The 15,514-nt window shown below is 55.8% G+C and carries 17 protein-coding genes; 10 read left to right on the plus strand and 7 right to left on the minus strand.

All coding sequences use genetic code 11. The features are described from left to right. Positions 1–41 precede the first annotated feature (41 nt). The 4 genes from QUD59_RS08505 (at position 42) to QUD59_RS08520 (ending at position 1,788) form a co-directional block, all read left to right on the plus strand. Complete coding sequence (locus QUD59_RS08505; protein ID WP_286240820.1) at positions 42–377, plus strand: hypothetical protein; 336 nt, start codon at positions 42–44, stop codon at positions 375–377. Between the two features lie 87 nt (positions 378–464). After that, a complete protein-coding gene (gene cueR, locus QUD59_RS08510; RefSeq protein ID WP_286240821.1) occupies positions 465–878 on the plus strand; it encodes a Cu(I)-responsive transcriptional regulator in 414 nt (137 codons plus the stop codon). 9 nt (positions 879–887) lie between these two features. After that, positions 888–1,361, plus strand: a complete 474-nt coding sequence (locus tag QUD59_RS08515; protein ID WP_286240823.1) for a DUF411 domain-containing protein — start codon at positions 888–890, stop codon at positions 1,359–1,361. Beyond that, positions 1,342–1,788: a c-type cytochrome gene (locus tag QUD59_RS08520; protein WP_286240824.1), complete on the plus strand. Its 447-nt coding sequence runs from the start codon at positions 1,342–1,344 to the stop codon at positions 1,786–1,788. The genes QUD59_RS08515 and QUD59_RS08520 overlap by 20 nt, the downstream gene beginning before the upstream one ends. 20 nt (positions 1,789–1,808) lie before the next feature. Here QUD59_RS08520 and maiA read toward each other — a convergent pair whose 3' ends face one another. The 3 genes from maiA to fahA are packed head-to-tail and all read right to left on the minus strand — an operon-like array spanning position 1,809 to position 4,344. Further along, a complete protein-coding gene (gene maiA, locus QUD59_RS08525) occupies positions 1,809–2,438 on the minus strand; it encodes a maleylacetoacetate isomerase (protein ID WP_286240828.1) in 630 nt (209 codons plus the stop codon). A gap of 15 nt (positions 2,439–2,453) precedes the next feature. Further along, entirely contained in the window at positions 2,454–2,993 is a 540-nt protein-coding gene (locus QUD59_RS08530; protein ID WP_286240829.1) for a VOC family protein, read from the minus strand. 25 nt (positions 2,994–3,018) lie between these two features. Continuing rightward, complete coding sequence (fahA, locus tag QUD59_RS08535) at positions 3,019–4,344, minus strand: fumarylacetoacetase (protein ID WP_286240831.1); 1,326 nt, start codon at positions 4,342–4,344, stop codon at positions 3,019–3,021. Between the two features lie 111 nt (positions 4,345–4,455). Between fahA and QUD59_RS08540 the strand changes: the two genes are divergently transcribed. The 5 genes from QUD59_RS08540 to QUD59_RS08560 all read left to right on the plus strand — a co-directional run bounded on the left by QUD59_RS08540 (position 4,456) and on the right by QUD59_RS08560 (position 9,205). After that, the gene (locus tag QUD59_RS08540) at positions 4,456–5,361 is read left to right on the plus strand and encodes a LysR family transcriptional regulator (RefSeq protein WP_286240832.1); all 906 of its coding nucleotides are present in this window, start codon (positions 4,456–4,458) and stop codon (positions 5,359–5,361) included. 127 nt (positions 5,362–5,488) lie between these two features. Continuing rightward, positions 5,489–6,319 (plus strand): substrate-binding periplasmic protein, encoded by an 831-nt coding sequence (locus tag QUD59_RS08545; protein WP_286240834.1) that lies wholly within the window; start codon positions 5,489–5,491, stop codon positions 6,317–6,319. Positions 6,320–6,342: 23 nt separating this feature from the next. Continuing rightward, positions 6,343–6,477, plus strand: a complete 135-nt coding sequence (locus QUD59_RS08550) for a hypothetical protein (RefSeq protein ID WP_286240837.1) — start codon at positions 6,343–6,345, stop codon at positions 6,475–6,477. Positions 6,478–6,611: 134 nt separating this feature from the next. Further along, positions 6,612–8,525, plus strand: a complete 1,914-nt coding sequence (locus QUD59_RS08555) for a bifunctional diguanylate cyclase/phosphodiesterase (RefSeq protein WP_286240838.1) — start codon at positions 6,612–6,614, stop codon at positions 8,523–8,525. Then, positions 8,522–9,205, plus strand: a complete 684-nt coding sequence (locus QUD59_RS08560; protein ID WP_286240840.1) for a transglutaminase-like cysteine peptidase — start codon at positions 8,522–8,524, stop codon at positions 9,203–9,205. Before QUD59_RS08555 ends, QUD59_RS08560 begins: the two co-directional genes overlap by 4 nt. Positions 9,206–9,223: 18 nt before the next feature. Here QUD59_RS08560 and QUD59_RS08565 read toward each other — a convergent pair whose 3' ends face one another. Genes QUD59_RS08565 through QUD59_RS08575 form a run of 3 tightly spaced genes read right to left on the minus strand, consistent with a single transcriptional unit; the run spans position 9,224 to position 13,552 of the window. Beyond that, positions 9,224–12,337 carry a CHASE2 domain-containing protein gene (locus QUD59_RS08565; RefSeq protein ID WP_286240842.1) on the minus strand — a complete coding sequence of 1,038 codons (3,114 nt, stop codon included), beginning with the start codon at positions 12,335–12,337 and terminating at the stop codon, positions 9,224–9,226. Positions 12,338–12,380: 43 nt separating this feature from the next. After that, the gene (locus QUD59_RS08570) at positions 12,381–13,091 is read right to left on the minus strand and encodes an OmpA family protein (RefSeq protein ID WP_286240844.1); all 711 of its coding nucleotides are present in this window, start codon (positions 13,089–13,091) and stop codon (positions 12,381–12,383) included. A gap of 5 nt (positions 13,092–13,096) precedes the next feature. Continuing rightward, positions 13,097–13,552 carry a FecR family protein gene (locus QUD59_RS08575; protein ID WP_286240846.1) on the minus strand — a complete coding sequence of 152 codons (456 nt, stop codon included), beginning with the start codon at positions 13,550–13,552 and terminating at the stop codon, positions 13,097–13,099. A 393-nt stretch (positions 13,553–13,945) separates the two neighbouring features. Here QUD59_RS08575 and QUD59_RS08580 point away from each other — a divergent pair, with 393 nt between their 5' ends. Further along, entirely contained in the window at positions 13,946–14,626 is a 681-nt protein-coding gene (locus QUD59_RS08580) for a DUF1826 domain-containing protein (protein ID WP_286240847.1), read from the plus strand. A gap of 3 nt (positions 14,627–14,629) precedes the next feature. On the opposite strand, the gene QUD59_RS08585 is transcribed toward QUD59_RS08580, so the two are convergent. Next, the gene (locus QUD59_RS08585; RefSeq protein WP_286240848.1) at positions 14,630–15,388 is read right to left on the minus strand and encodes a substrate-binding periplasmic protein; all 759 of its coding nucleotides are present in this window, start codon (positions 15,386–15,388) and stop codon (positions 14,630–14,632) included. Between the last annotated feature and the right edge of the window lie 126 nt (positions 15,389–15,514).

Genomic DNA, 15,514 nt, shown 5'->3' on the forward strand with positions numbered 1-15,514 from the left:
GAGGGTTGTGCACTGCGGTTGGCAGTGGCTATAGTTAGCGCATGAAATCCTCCCTGTTCACTCTGTTTATGCTGGTTATCCTGCTCACCGGAAGTTTCCAGATGAGCCCGATGCCACCTCTGCCGGCTGCTGCGCAAACGGTGGAGATGCCTATGGACGCCGATCCGGGTCACGCCATGGCAGAGATGCCGGGGTGCGAAGGCAGCAACGGTTGTGATCAGCAAAGTACCTGCGCCGGGCATCTCTGTTCCGGGATTCCGCTGATGGTCGTACTGGACCTGCCTCAGGTCGGGCTGGCAAGCCCCCCTTACACTGAAAGTAGTGATTCGCTCTCTCCGGTTCCACAGGACCGGCCTCCCCGTTTTCCGGTGATCTGATTCACCGGGAGCGACAACGCTTCCTGCAAAATTATCTCAGCGTCACTGCCAGAGGCGGTGGCGGCAATTTTTGCGTGGAGTATCAACATGAATATCTCAGAGGCTGCCCGTTGCAGCGGCTTAAGCAGTAAAGCGATCCGCTTTTATGAGGAAAAAGGGCTGCTGTCTGCTGTCGAGCGCACCGCTAACGGTTATCGCAATTACAACCAGCAGCAGGTCGAAATGCTCTGCTTTATACGCCGTGCCCGTGGGTTGGGTTTTTCGCTGGAAGAGTGCCGACAGTTACTGGCATTGCAGGGCCAGACGGAACGTCGCTCGGCCGAGGTGAAAGCCCGTTTCCAGAACAAGCTAGCCCGGATCAGGGCCCAGATCGCGCGGTTGCAGGCGCAGGAAACGGCGCTGCTCAGGCTGACTGACACCTGCCCCGGAAACCACGATGCGCATTGCCCGATACTCGACCAACTCAACGGGGTGGATAAAACCCCGGTGAGGAATCTTTAAGGAACCACGATGATTAAGAAAAATTTTCTGCTCTGTCTCAGTCTTCTTCCCCTGCCGCTGCTGGCCGGTGATCCCTACTGGCAGCAAGGCAAGGATCTACGTGAATTTGAAATAGAAGTGTATCGCAGCGCCAGTTGTGGTTGCTGTAAGGACTGGATCAGTCATCTGCAGGCGCATAATTTCAGGGTGCTGGACCGTGTGGTGGAGGATGTCACGCCGATCAAACAGCAACATGCTGTGCCGCAGCAGGGCTACTCCTGTCACACCGCTCTGATCAATGGCAAGGTCATTGAGGGGCATGTACCGGCGCAGGCGATAAAAGCCGCGCTGGCGCAGCCGGAAATTCGGTTACTCACGGTGCCGGGCATGGTTTCCGGCAGCCCGGGTATGGATAGCCCGGGCGCACCCCATCAGGCGTTTAAGGTGTACTCGGTTGATCAGCAGGGTCAGGTGGAGGTTTACCGTGAATACAGCGACTATTAAATCGCGCGGTTGGTTGCCGGTTCTGCTGGGTGTGGTTGGGCTGCTCAGTGGCTGCCTCGAAACCGAAGAGAAGGTGCCCGGACGCTGGTATACCCCCTCTCAGCTGGAACAGGGGGAGCAGGTCTTTCTGCAAAACTGTGCCCGCTGTCACGGTGCCGGTGCGCAGGGTACCCAAGAGTGGCGCAAGCCTCTGGCCGATGGGCGTTATCCACCGCCACCGTTAAACGGTACCGCGCATGCCTGGCATCACCCACTGGCGATGCTGAAAAATACTGTGGCAGAGGGCGGGGTCCGGCTGGGCGGCAGTATGCCGGGGTTTGCCGGAACTCTGAGTGAGGCTGAACAGGAAGCGGCGATCGCTTATTTTCAGAGCAAATGGCCCGCGGAAATCTACGCTGCCTGGTTGCAGCGCGGTGGTCTGAAATAAGTGCTGGAACAGACAGGCCCTCAGCCCGGATGATCCGGGTGGGCCTGCTGGAAAGCGGGCAGTGACAGGCAGTGCTGCTCGATCCGGCAGATCAGGGGCAGTTGGCTGAAATCAACCGCAAAGCGCCGCGCGTTGTAGAGCTGCGGCAGCAGGCAGATATCTGCCAGTGTCGGGTTGTCGCCATAGCAGCAGAGGCCGCTCTGGCCTGATCGGTGTAGTCGTGTCTCAAAGGCTTCGAGCGCGGGTTGCAGCCAGTGCTGATACCAGAGCTGACGCTGCTGATCATCAACGTGCAGTTCATCGCGCAGGTAGTTGAGTACCCGCAGGTTATTCAGTGGATGGGTATCACAGGCGATCAGATGAGCCAGTGAGCGGACACAGGCCCGGCTGTGGATATCTTTCGGGAGCAACGCAGGCTGGCTGAATTTATCTTCCAGGTACTCGCAGATTGCCAGTGATTGCAGGTAGACCCGTCCCTCATCTTCCAGCGCCGGCACCAGCCCCTGTGGGTTCTGGCGAAGATAGGCGTCGCTGCGCTGCTCGCCACTGAGCAGATCCACCGCCACCCGGGTATAGCTCAATCCTTTCAGGTTGAGGGCAATTCTTACCCGGTAAGCGGCTGAGGAGCGGTAGTAGTCGTACAGAATCACACGTCACTCCGGCTTTTAGTCAGAGAACTCTTTCTCATGGAGCCAGGCCGCGTGCTTCGGCGCCCTTTTCGTCTGGCTCCACTCCTCCAGCATCAGCGGCGCGACTTCAGCTAACTGTTGTAACTCCTGCTCGGTACCGCAACGGTAGGTCAGTTCCAGCCGGTGTCCGTTGGGGTCGAAGAAGTAGATGGAACGGATAATGCCGTGATCGGTGACGCCGACTACGTCCAGCCCTTTGCCTTCCAGTTCTGCCTTCGCTGCCAGCAGTGCGGCCTCATCGGCGACTTCGAAGGCGATATGCTGACACCAGGCGGGGGTGTTCAGATCCCGGCCCATCTCCGGCGAGTTGGGCAGTTCGAAGAACGCGAGGATATTGCCGTTACCTGCATCAAGAAATACATGCATGTAAGGATCGGGTTCTTTCGTCGACGGCACCCGGTCTTCGGCGATAGCCACCAGAAAATCCATATTCAGGTATTCCTGATAGAAACCGACGGTCTCTTTGGCATCTTTACAACGGTAAGCTACATGGTGAATCTGTTTTATATTTATCATTTTTCTACCTGTATCGGACTGTCGGTTAATGGTGTGGACGGGCGGGCAGCACACAGCCGGTGACGCTGCCGAAACCGATGCGTCGGCTGCCGGGGGCCTCGCACCAGCCGCGCAGGGTGACCCGGTCGCCGTCTTCAAGGAAAGTGCGTTGTTCGCCGTTGGCCAGTTGCAATGGCTGTTTGCCACCCTGACTCAGTTCCAGCAGGGAACCGGACTCCTCAGGCTGCGGGCCGGACTGGGTGCCGCTGCCGAGCAGATCACCCGGTTGCAGGTTGCAGCCGTTGACGGTGTGGTGGGTCAGCATCTGCGACAGGGTCCAGTAAGAATCAACAAAGCTGGACTGGCTGAGTTGCTGGCCCGGTCTGCTGGCTTCGCGATCGCGGGCGGTTTCCAGTTCCACCGCCAGACGAATATCCACAGCGCCGTGCTGGCGTACCTGCGGCGAATCCAGATAATCCAGTGGTTGCGGCTCATCCGGGCTGCGTGTCCACGGGGCGCGGAACGGTGCCAGTGCTTCCATCGTTACGACCCAGGGGGAGAGCGAGGTTAAGAAACTTTTCGACAGAAACGGGCCCAGCGGCTGGTATTCCCATGCCTGCAGATCCCGTGCTGACCAGTCATTCAGCAGGCAGAGGCCGAAGATGTGGCTTTCTGCCTGATCGATACCCACCGGGCTGCCCAGCGCGTTGCCTGTACCGACCAGCACACCCAGTTCCAGCTCATAGTCGAGTCGCTGGCAGGGGCCGAGGGTCGGGGTGGGGGCATCCGCTGCCCGGGTCCCCTGCGGGCGCTGAAAATCCTGCCCCGAGATCACCACCGAGGAGGCGCGGCCGTGATAGCCGATTGGAATCCACTGGTAGTTGGGGAGTAGCGGGTTATCGGGACGGAACAGGGAACCGACCCGGGTGGCGTGATGGATCGAGGTGTAAAAATCGGTGTAGTCACCGATCTGACAGGGTAACTGATACTCAACCTCGTCCTGTGGACAGAGAGCGGCTTTTAACTTATCCACAGTTACCGCGTCGGCGTTGCTGCTGAGCAGTTCAGACAGACGCGCCCGCAAAGCTGACCAGCAGGTCTGCCCCAATTCCATCAACGGTTTCAGGGTTTCACAGTTGCAGGCATTGATTACCCCGGCAGGCAGGCCCGTTAACAAACCACCGTGAGCAACCTGTTGCAGATCGAGTACCTGATCACCAATGGCTACGCCGATCCGAAACGGCTGGTCGCTGGCGACAGGTCGGAAAGAGGCGTAGGGCAGATTCTGAATCGGGAAGTCGCTGTCTGCCCGGTTGGCGGATTCGAGCCAACTACTCAGTTCAGGGTTATGGGTCTGGTTCAGTTCGATCATGCGATACCTGGCTCCGGAAATCGGGTTTACTCCACTATAGATCTCATATTGATTGAAACAATCGTCAAAAATGGATATTTCTATTCCATATCTGGAAAAGTGGTGATTGGAATGGGTAATTTCGACGATATCAGTCTGTTTAATAAGGTAGCGGAATACTGCAGTTATACCCGGGCAGCGAGGCAACTGGATCTGCCGATTGCCACCCTGAGCCGGCGGGTCAAACTGCTGGAACAGCGGCTGGGGGTGCAACTGATTAACCGTGATACCCGCAAGCTCAGCCTGACTGAAGCGGGGACTTACCTGTATCAGGCGAGCCGGGGGCCGCTTAGTCAGTTACGGGAGATCGAGCGGGAAACCAGCAACTATCAGATCCGTCCGGCGGGCGAGCTGAAGCTGACCATTCCGGTGGAGATCTCGGTCCGGCTGCTGAATGAGATCCTCTCCGATTTTGCCCTGCTGCATCCACAGATCAATCTGCTGCTGAATGTGACCAACGAGGTCGTGGATATTATCCATGAAGGCTACGATCTGGCGATTCGTGGTGGGGCACCGAAGGATTCCAACCTGATCAGCCGGAAGATCATGTCGAGCCGGCTGCACCTCTGTTGTTCAGCGGAGTATCTGGCTGAGCACAGTCCGGTACACACGCCGCAGGATCTGGAACAGCACTGCCTGATGACCTACAACTACGAGTTTTATACCAACCCTAAGCTGGTCCGGGGTGAGGAGGAGGTAGTGCTGAGCAGCGGCAGCCGCCTCAGTGCCAACAGTTTCGATATGCTGCACAAATGTGCTCTGAAGGGGATGGGCATTGCGGTGATGCCCAGCTCGGTGTGTTACGAATCGCTCCGTAGCGGGGCGCTGGTCAGCCTGCTCAGCGAGTGGCAGATGCCGGAGGTTGCGCTTTATGCGCTCTACCCCAACCGGGTCAAAACCAAAAAACTGCAGCTTCTGATCGATTATCTGGAGCAGCGCCTGCAGCAGGTTGAGCAGGCGTTTGCCGGGATTCAGTGATCGGCCAGTTCCAGCAGGCCGCTGGATTCGATTGAGCGTTTTTCCAGCTCATCCCTGACCCTGACTGAGTTTGCCATGTGCCGACTGACAGCTACGCTTTAGAAGGTACGCCTGGAGGGTAGCAGAGATGGTTGTAGTTTTGTCGCACCCGTTCATTATCGCTTTTGTGCTGGTGGTTGCACTGATGACCGGATCAGCCGTGGCCGCGGATAAAGCGGTAGAGGTTATTCTCTATGGGGATGACAACTACCCGCCCTATTCCTACAGCGAGGATGGCGAGGCGCGGGGCATCTATGCGGATATTATTCTGGAGGCGGGGCAACGGATGCCGGGTTTCCGGCTCTCTCTTAAAACTGTGCCCTGGAAACGAGGGTTGCTTATGCTGCAACAGGGGACGGCATTTGCGCTCTACCCGCCCTATAAGCACAGCAGCGAAAATCGTCCTTACATTGATGCGTATTCCCTGCCGATTCTGGAAGAAACCGTGGTGGTTTATTGCCGTGAGGAGGTCATTTCCAGCCGGGAACTGAATCGTTGGCCAGAGGATTTTTACGGTCTGGTGATCGGTCGCAATGCCGGTTTCCTGCTGGGCGGCGATGCTTATCGTGCCGCCATTCAGCAGGGCCTGATCTGGGAGAAAAATGCGCATGGAAACCGTGTAAATATTCTGGCGATGAAGATGGGCCGGAACGACTGTTACATCAATGACCGGATCTCCATCCTCATGGAACTGCAGCGTCTTGAGGATGAAGGCCCGCCTGAGGTTGATTATCAGCGGGTGTTTGAGGTCATTGAAGTCTCCCGGGAACACGGCTATCTGGCGTTCACAGGCAGGGATAAGGGGCGTTTCTACTATAAGCAGGCATTTCTTGCAGGCTTCAATGCGGCGATCCGGCAGATGCAGGAGGAGGGGCGCCTGCAGTCGATTATCGAACGGCACATCAGACAGGCCCCCTGAAAGCTGAATCGGGGATTATGGTCATGCAGAAAACAGGGTTTTGTCTGAATCGGTTCGGCTGTCATTTTGGTCAGGGCTTCTACCTGAGTAAGCCGCTGCTGGCGGAGGAGATCAGCCGGATGATACGCCGTAGTTGCGCGGAACAAACAAACGCGTGAAATTCTTTCAAAGCCTACACGGGGACACCAAAACCGGGCTACTATTGTTAGGTTCATAGGTTTTGCAGGGCTGCCTGTAACCGTCGGTGAATGAGAACGGAACTTAACTGAGCACAATCCGGAGGAGCTCTCAGATGACGTTGTCCAAGCAGTTGCTGCTGTTGATATCTTTAATCTTTCTGGCCATCTTTTCGGTCAACTTTGTCACCAGTATCAATAATATTCGCGATTATCTGCAGGTCGAATCTGAGGTCCATGCGCAGGATACCGCCACATCTCTCGGGCTGTCGCTGAGCCCCTATATCCTTGATGAAGACGACACCATTCTGGAAACCATGGTGAACAGTATTTTTGACCGGGGTTACTACCTGGAGATTATGCTGGAAAATCGTAAGGGCAAGGAGCTGGTCAGAAAAACCAACCCATCCTCCTTTGAAGAGGTGCCTGCCTGGTTCGAGGCGCTGCTGCCGATGCAGACCGCAACTGCCCGTTCTGAGATTGATGCGGGCTGGGTGATGGGCGGCACTGTGTATGTCACCATCCATCCGGGTTTTGGTTACCTGAAACTCTGGGAGCAGGCGAAGCGAAGTCTGGCTTTTTCGGCGATTGCGCTGACCATCTCAGTCCTGTTACTGATTCTGATGCTGCGTCTGGTGCTGAGTCCGCTTTCCCGCATCAACAAGCTGGCCCGGAGCATCGCCGATGGCAGCTTCGAAACCATTGAGCCGCTGCCGTGGACCACCGAGATACGTAACGTTGCCAGCTCTATGAACCTGATGTCGGGCAAGATCGAAAAGGTGATCTCTAACCTCAACTCGAAGCTGGAGGAGAGCTCACGGCGCATGCGGGTGGATGAGCTGACCGGGCTTGAAATGCGTGCCACCTTTGAAACCGAGATGAAGAACCGCTTCATGTCGAATGCGAAAGGCTTTGTCTTTTTGCTGCGCATTGCTGAGCTGGGTAAGTTCGCCAGTACGCAAAGCACTGCCAAAGTGGATGATTTTATTATCGGGGTAGTTAAGGCGATCCGTCAGGGGCTTGAGGATTCAGGACTTCCCGCTGACTGTATCTACCGCATCGTCGGTGCTGAATTTGTGTTTATTGCGGATTGTGCGGATCAGGCCGCAGCGGAGCAGACCTGCGGTAAGATTTTCAGCCGTCTGGAAGCGCTGGGGCAGGAGTACGGCAAACCGGAAGTCGCGCATATGGGGGGGGTGTTGTTTGATCCTCATGGCACGATCGATGCGATGGTGGCATCGGCGACTGAAGCCTACGAAAAGGCGCTGCTGATTGGTGCCAACAGCTTCTCGATTAATCAGGACAGCGGCAATGCGCGCAACATGGATGAGTGGAAGGCGCTGGTGGCCCGGGTGATTGAGGAACGTAAAATCTCAATCAGCTACATGGCGCAGGCTCACAGACTGACCGGAGATCAGGCCGGTGAGCTGATGATAGAAGAGGCGATGTCGCAGGTACAGGATGATGAGGGTGAAGCGTTGCCGATCGGTACCTTTATCTCGGTGGCCGAGTCGATTGGCCAGATTCTGACCTTTGATATGCATGTGGTTAAGGAAGTACTGCGCCGAATCCGCGAAGAGCAGATCAGCCACGACATTGCGGTTAACCTCTCGTTTACAACACTGGCGAGTAATGAGTTCCGCTCAGAGCTTTATGCCCTGCTGCAGGATAACAGTGATATTGCCAGCCATCTGGTGTTCAGTGTGACCGCCTACGGCGCGACTAAAGATCTTAAGGCCTTTGCGACCTTTATCGATTTCGCCCACCGCTGTGGTGCGAAAGTCATTCTCAAGCGATACGAAAGCCGCTTTATCTCCATGGATGATATTAAAGAGTACAAACTGGATTACATCCGTCTGGCCCGGGTTTACACCGAAAACATCAGCCGGGATGCCGAGAAACGACGCATGGTTGAAGTCTTTAAAGAGCTGGGCGAGCTGCTCAATGTCAGCATTCTGGCTGAGTCGGTGGCCTCTGACAGTGACTTTGCCGCTGTGTCTGAAATAGGTATTACGGCGGTCAGCAGATGAACCGGCTGCCAGGCGGTATCCGTGTAGCGCACGGCTGGCGCAGGTATCTGTGCGGCGTCTCTGTGCTGGCGGCACTGGCAGCGCCGCTGCCGGTGCAGGCGGCGGGCCTGATCGAATTCAGTGATTCACTGCTGAAAAAGGTCGAGAAACGCTACGGTAAGTCGGCGGTCTTGCGGCTCAATGCGCTGGCGGATCTGGTGCGCAAGAATGGCAATATCAGTGAGATGGATAAGGTTGAAAAGGTTAACGGCTTTTTCAATATGATCCCCTATTACACCGACTGGGCGCACTGGAAGAAAAAGGATTACTGGGCCACCCCCTTTGAGAAACTCACCACCCACGGTGGCGATTGCGAAGATTACGCGCTGGCCAAGTACTTCACCCTGAAAGAGCTGGGTGTGCCTGAGAAGAAGATGCGGATTATGTACGTGAAGGCGTTGAGGTGGAACGAAGCACACATGGTGCTGACCTACTTCCCGAACCCGGATGATATTCCGCTGGTGCTGGATAACCTTAATCCGCGTATTCTGCCGGCGCATAAGCGTAAGGATCTGGTGCCGGTCTACAGCTTTAATGGTGACGGCCTATGGCTGGCCAAGGGCCGTGGTACCGGTAAGCGGGTCGGCGGCTCCGGTAAGCTGAAACTCTGGGTCGATGTGAACAAGCGCTTCAATCAATAGCCGGTTACCACTGACCGGCTAGCCCAGATACTGCTCAATATCCACTTCATCAATCTGTTCAGGATCGAGGAAACGCTCGGCATACTGTTTGTAGATGCCGGCACTGAGGAACAGATCAAACAGTACCGGATCGATATGCTGATCCTTCTTGAAGAAACTGAGAATACGGATTGATTCAGACAGGCTCTTGGCCTTTTTGTAAGGCCGGTCGGAGGCGGTCAGGGCTTCGAAAATATCGGCGATGGCCATAATTCTGGCCGGAACTGACAGCTCGGATTCGCTCAGACCTCTCGGGTAGCCGGTGCCGATCAGGGTTTCGTGGTGTGCGCCGGCAATTTCCGGCACCCGGCGCAGGTTTGGCGGGAACGGCATCTGTTCCAGAATCGCAATGGTCTGGATGATGTGCTCGTTGATTTTAAAGCGCTCTTCCGGCGTCAGAGTGCCACGGCTGATCACCAGATTATGCAGTTCGCCGTGGTTGTAGAGATACTCGGGGATCTCCATCTTCCAGCCGTATTCCGGGTCCAGCGCTTTGTTGGGTGGTCGCTCGATCAGGTGTTCGGGGCGGTCACACAGCAGCGGCTCCATTACCGGCAGGGTTTCGTTGCTATCCGGGCAACGGCGCAGCTCATCGTCAGACAGACCGATCCGGTTATCAAAATTACGTTGCCAGCGTTGCTGGCCGATCTCGCGAATGCGCTCGATCTTGTCTGCTTCGAGGAATTCGCCGCCCACATTACAGTGCGCAATAAAGGCAAAATCATCCAGCAGTTGCTGACGGCGCTCAGCATAGGCGGCTTTGGCTGTCGCCGGATCTTGCTGCTGTTCATAGATCGCCTGTAATTTCGCGATCTCCGCATCGCGCAGCAAGACTTCAAACCGGGTTCGCACTTCATGGATACGGTTGTAGATGGTTTCCAGCTTGGTGGCTTTATCCACCACGTGTTCCGGTGTGGTCACCTTGCCGCAGTCATGCAACCAGGCCGCAATGTTAAACTCACGCCACTCGTCTTTGCTGGTCATGGCGAACTCAGCCAGAGGGCCCTCCTGCGCAGCGCTGGCGGCTTTACAGAGCATCACCGCCAGTTCCGGTACCCGTTCACAATGACCACCGGTATAAGCGCTTTTGGCATCGATTGCGCCGGCGATCATCTTGATCATCGCATCCATCATATGTTTCTGGGCGGCAACCAGATCCTGATTCTCAATGGCGACGGCGGCCTGTGACGCGAGGGCATCCACCAGACGAACGCTTTTGCTCTCAAAATCGACGATGCCGCGGCTCATCGGGTCGACGGCATTCAGCAGTAACACCACGCCTTTTACCGTCTGATCGGAGAACTGCATCGGCACTACCAGCAGGGAGTGTATGGCCGAGCCTGACATCGTGCGCAGTTCGGCCCAGGGGGCCTTGCTCAGCATCCGGTGATCATCTTCACCGAGATTCTGTATCTGATTCTGAACGCAGGTCTGGCCGATCAGACTGTTCTGGCCGGCTTCCTGAGTCAGGTCAACGGAGTCTTCCCAGTCGGTTTGCAGACCGCGCTGACCGACAGGCGTGAGCAGCCCGTCTTCGGATTTCAGCAGTATTACCTGAGCCTGACAGGGGGCCAGTTCATCAATACCATCCAGTGTCATCTGCAGGAGTGTGTCCCGATCCTGCAGGCGACCCAGTGCAATACCGTTTTCTACCAGCCGTTCCAGTCGGGCCTGTGCTTCGCCAAGGTTTTCCAGAATGCTGGTAATAAAGAAGGAGCCCATCACCAGCGTGATACCGATAACCACGCTGGATGCGGAAAACAGCAGCCCCCAGAGCCAGAACAGCAGATAACCCAGCCCCATAAACAGAATGGCGAAGATCGCGATAAAACCGAGCATCCATACCGGACGGTGCTTCAGCAGGGCGCCAAGCTGTGTTTTGGGTCGGGGAATAAACCAGATCAGCAGCATGCCCGTTGCCAGCACCGTCAGGACTTCCAGCCAGTGCAGCCAGACCGGACGATAGAGGAAGTCGCCATCAAACATCGCTTCGGCTAACTGGGCATGAATTTCGACCCCCGGAACCTGTTCATTCAGGGGGGTAAAGCGCATATCGGACAGGCCGGCTCCGGTCAGGCCGATCAGCACCAGTTTGTTCTCCAGCATGGAAGGGTCAACCTGACCATTCAGTACATCCACCGCAGAAACGTAGCGGTGGCGGGTGTCATCGAGTGATGCATAATGCAGCCAGACATCACTTTGGGCCTGCGTATTGATATTCAGGTCGGCGACACTGACCTGTTCAATGCCCCCGTTACCGACGCGCAGACGGATAGCCTCTGAAGCGGTGGCGACACGAAACATCTCCATCACCATATTCGGTACCGGCTCACCATTCACTGCCATAATCAGCGGCAGATGCCTGATCGGGCCGACAGAGCCCGGGATACTCACCAGCGCCTGGCCCGCTGCAGCGTATTGCAGCTCAGGAAGACTGGCCAGCACTTGCGGGTAGTTTGTCAGAAAGGCTGACGGGTCGGTGCCATCGATCTGTATCGGCGTGACAAACAACTCACTGCTGGTGGTGTAGGTGTCAAAGTCAAAACCGGCTGCGGCCAGCACCGAGGGGGTTCCGCTCAGCGCCATGGCTAACTGAAAATCACTCGATGGCAGTGATTCCAGCTCTTTGATGAGGTACTTCTGATCCGGCGCCAGTCGTTGCGCCAGTTTCTCTACTGAGTTCTGATCCGGCTCCGGCATATAAAAATCGAGGCCGATTGCAGCGGGGCCGAAAAAGTCGAGAGTGTGGATAAGTTTTGCCAGAATATCCCTTGGCCAGGGCCATTGGCCCAGCTCAACCAGAGTTTTCTCGTCGATTGCGACAACTGTGACCGGCTGGCTCAGGGGCTGACGCGGTGAGATCTGCTGGTAGGAATCAAATAACGCCAGTTGGGCACTGACAGTGGGGGCTCTTATGGTCTCAACCAGCGAGGAAAACCACTGCGGGTAACTGGCCTGCACCTTTTGTGGCAGCAGGTTGAGGACTTCAGAGAGGAGGATGATCAACAGAATCGCAATGGCCAGAGGGCGGCCCCGGGCAACGCCCAGAAGACGTTGCAGAGCAGAATGACTACTGGTCAGATTCATCCCCATCTGGCGTGAAGTTCCTTTCTGAGTGACGAGAAGGGTATTGCGATCAGCGGATACTGATCTCTACCCGGCGATTGTCCACGTTATCAACATTATCAGCGGTCGATACGGCCAGTTCACGTTCACCGCGTCCCGTCACTTCCATCAACTGTTGATCCACACCCTCTTTAACCAGAATCTCGGCCACCGTCTGGGCGCGCATTCTGGAGAGTTTATCGTTGGCCTGTAGCGAGCCTACGGTATCCGTATGGCCGATCAGGCGAACTTCGGGGGCCGAGCGTTTCTCCAGATCGGCAAACAGTTGCTGGACCACCGCCGCAGAATCAGGGGTCAGCTCGGTCGCTGAACCGGGCAGAAATCGCAGGGTATAGCTGGCCGGAGCCAGTGGTTGTTCTTTGAGTAGCTGACCAAAACGGGAGCTGACCTCCTGCTGACTGGCAGGTGCGGTTTCCAGCTCACCGGCCTGACCCACATGAATCGCGGCAAATGCGCTGTCGACCTTCTGTGCTTTGCCGCCGGAACTGACGATCACAGCACCGACGGTGCCCTCAGCGTCGGGTAACAGAATCACCCGATCCATGGGGTCACAACCCGGTTCCAGTTTCTGGCCCTGGGCACTGTTAGTGCTGACGCATTCGCCGAGGGAATCACGCAGTGGCGTGCCATCGGAGCTGTGCCAGTACTTTGCGGCGTTTACAACACCACTGGCAGAGAGCGCCGCTAAGGTCAGAAACGTGTATTTAATCATTGCAGACATCCCTGTTACTCCCCGGCTGCTTCAAGAATAAATTCGGTACCACGCACACCTACCGTCATCGACCCGGTATTGAACTGGACTGATTCCGGATTGGATTTAGCCAGCTTGCCGGAGATGACAGCCAGCTTGCCCCGTTTCAGGTTGGCACTGAGCCGGCCCTTATGGGTGGTGGTGTCAAAGGCAAAATCATCAATCACCAGCGTAGAGCCGGGGCCGGAGGTTAAACGGGTATTATCCCGCAGGGTAATGCCGGCAAAACTGGACTCGGCGGTGATCACCGTATCGCCTTCGAGTACGGCATCGCCAACTTCGGCGTTCTGGGTGGCTCCGTTACGCTCAATACTGACGCTGCCGTTGACGACTTTAAACGTGCCGGCTCTTTCAGCGGCATAGCTCTGACTGGTGAGGCCGATAAGCGAGAGGGTGAGCGCCATAATAGCGAGCGAGTTACGACGGGACATAGCTATGATCTCCTGAATAACACTGTCAAAAGTAAGTGATTTGAGTCTTGCTGTGTTCACTGCTCAGGTTCCTTCCTGATATCGATCAGCCAACAAACAAAACCGGACGTGTCATAGCCCGGGCCGGATGAAGGGGACTTTGATTCAGGTCGTCAAGTCCTAACAAAATAGACCATCCACAAGTAAAGATATAGCGGTCTGACAATGTGATTAATTGTAGTTAAGACGCGATTTTAATCTAGAGAGATGACTATTACCTTATGTTTTTAAAGGGTTTTGTCGTTAAGTATGGATTCTGATTCCGGTATGGATTGTGGATAAGTTTAGTCAAACTTAATGCTTATGTTATATCATAACGTATATTGTCAGATTGAGTTTATACAGGGGGGATCAGTGGAAGCAGCAGAGTGGGCAGAGCCCGAATTTCAGTCGGGTACAGAGGCCGGTGTGTCGTCTTTTACCAGCGGGGACACACCTGAGGTGATGACGCAGATCTACACCGAAGGGGTCAATTTGGTGTTGCTGAGGCGAACCCTGCTTCCCGGGGTGGCCGATGATTGTCAGCAACTGGCTGATCAGTATCCGGATTTTAACCTGCGCTCGGTGATCAGGCCGGAGCAGGCGGCCGTATCGCTGAGTGCGCTTATACCCGGGCAGGATCAGCACGGAGCGTTTATCGAGGATCTGGCGCAGGTTGTCGATATGTATGCCTGCCTGTTTGATCTGGAGGAGGTCGGGCTGAGGCTGCAGGTGCTCAACCGTGCCATGTGTCCGCGCTTCCATACCGATAAGCTGGGTTGCCGGCTGGTGACAACGTATCTGGGGCAGGGTACGGAGTGGCTTGGCAATAACGATCTTGATCGGCGTAAGCTGGGCCGGGGGAGTCAGGGATTAAGTGATGAGGAGTCGGGCCTCTACCACGGGCCTGAACGGATTCAGCAGGCAGAGCCGGGTGATCTGCTGCTGTTAAAGGGTGAGGGCTGGTTTGGCAATGAAGGGCAGGGCGCTGTGCACCGCTCTCCGGCAGTGCCATCGGGCCAATCGAGGCTGGTGGTCACACTGGATTTTGCCTGAGCATTACTCGTCGGGCCCGACCGCATGCAGGTAACGGTCTTCAATGGTATGGCGCAGCTTGAGATTCTCAGGATCGGCAAACGCCCGGTTAAGGATCTCAAGAATCTTATCGTTGTCGGGGTGGGCGCCGTTCAGCGCAAGATAGAAAGGCTGCTCTGCTAAACATCCGGCGATTCTGAACCCTTTGTCAGGCAACTTATGAAATTCATGGCTGACAAGGGTCCAGCTGACTATTTTACTGTCTTCGATAATGGTCGAAACCCGGCCCTGATGCAGCAGTTTTAATAATCTGACCAGCGCATTGGCGCCCTTGAGCTCCATAACCCGGTTATTCGTCTCCTGCTCGCTGAGAAAGCGATCGATCTCTTCTCCATAACTGTATTCAGCGATATAGCCCAAGCGCCCCAGATAGGAACTCAGGGATGCAGGGGTCTGATAGCGCCAGTTGCTGTCTTCGCGGGTATAGAAACAGACCTGATAAGACATGGTCGGGGTTCGGGTATAGAACAGATCCGGGCTTTCACTGGGGACGGCGGTCAGCAAGCCATCGATATGGGACGCTTCGTTTGCCTCGGCAATAGCGCGTGACCAGGGCAGCATTGTGATTTCCGTCCGGATCTGGTGCCGTGCAAGTATCTCTGTGACGTAATCCGCCACAATCCCGGGTTGGGGGCCTGCGCAGGTATAAGGACACCAGTCTGTGGCTGCCAGACGCAACAGGGTTTGCTGAGCCGCCAGCGGGTGGCTACAGAGAACAAGCAATAATGCGACAGCTGAGCAGTATTTTTTCATGGATAGACAGCATGATGGTTACACTAAACATAGGCGCTGTGACCGGCTTTTGCCTTATCTTTCGGGGAAATGGTGATGCACTGTCACGCCGCAGAT

It is taken from the genome of Neptuniibacter halophilus (genome assembly GCF_030295765.1).
Lineage (GTDB): Bacteria > Pseudomonadota > Gammaproteobacteria > Pseudomonadales > Balneatricaceae > Neptuniibacter > Neptuniibacter halophilus.

Bases quoted from the DNA above. Each gene is read 5' to 3' on its own strand.
- QUD59_RS08505 (WP_286240820.1), top strand. From the start codon at position 42: ATGAAATCCTCCCTGTTCACTCTGTTTATGCTGGTTATCCTGCTCACC.
- cueR (WP_286240821.1), top strand. From the start codon at position 465: ATGAATATCTCAGAGGCTGCCCGTTGCAGCGGCTTAAGCAGTAAAGCG.
- QUD59_RS08515 (WP_286240823.1), top strand. From the start codon at position 888: ATGATTAAGAAAAATTTTCTGCTCTGTCTCAGTCTTCTTCCCCTGCCG.
- QUD59_RS08530 (WP_286240829.1), bottom strand. From the start codon at position 2,993: ATGATAAATATAAAACAGATTCACCATGTAGCTTACCGTTGTAAAGAT.
- fahA (WP_286240831.1), bottom strand. From the start codon at position 4,344: ATGATCGAACTGAACCAGACCCATAACCCTGAACTGAGTAGTTGGCTC.
- QUD59_RS08540 (WP_286240832.1), top strand. From the start codon at position 4,456: ATGGGTAATTTCGACGATATCAGTCTGTTTAATAAGGTAGCGGAATAC.
- QUD59_RS08545 (WP_286240834.1), top strand. From the start codon at position 5,489: ATGGTTGTAGTTTTGTCGCACCCGTTCATTATCGCTTTTGTGCTGGTG.
- QUD59_RS08550 (WP_286240837.1), top strand. From the start codon at position 6,343: ATGCAGAAAACAGGGTTTTGTCTGAATCGGTTCGGCTGTCATTTTGGT.
- QUD59_RS08555 (WP_286240838.1), top strand. From the start codon at position 6,612: ATGACGTTGTCCAAGCAGTTGCTGCTGTTGATATCTTTAATCTTTCTG.
- QUD59_RS08560 (WP_286240840.1), top strand. From the start codon at position 8,522: ATGAACCGGCTGCCAGGCGGTATCCGTGTAGCGCACGGCTGGCGCAGG.
- QUD59_RS08565 (WP_286240842.1), bottom strand. From the start codon at position 12,337: ATGGGGATGAATCTGACCAGTAGTCATTCTGCTCTGCAACGTCTTCTG.
- QUD59_RS08570 (WP_286240844.1), bottom strand. From the start codon at position 13,091: ATGTCTGCAATGATTAAATACACGTTTCTGACCTTAGCGGCGCTCTCT.
- QUD59_RS08575 (WP_286240846.1), bottom strand. From the start codon at position 13,552: ATGTCCCGTCGTAACTCGCTCGCTATTATGGCGCTCACCCTCTCGCTT.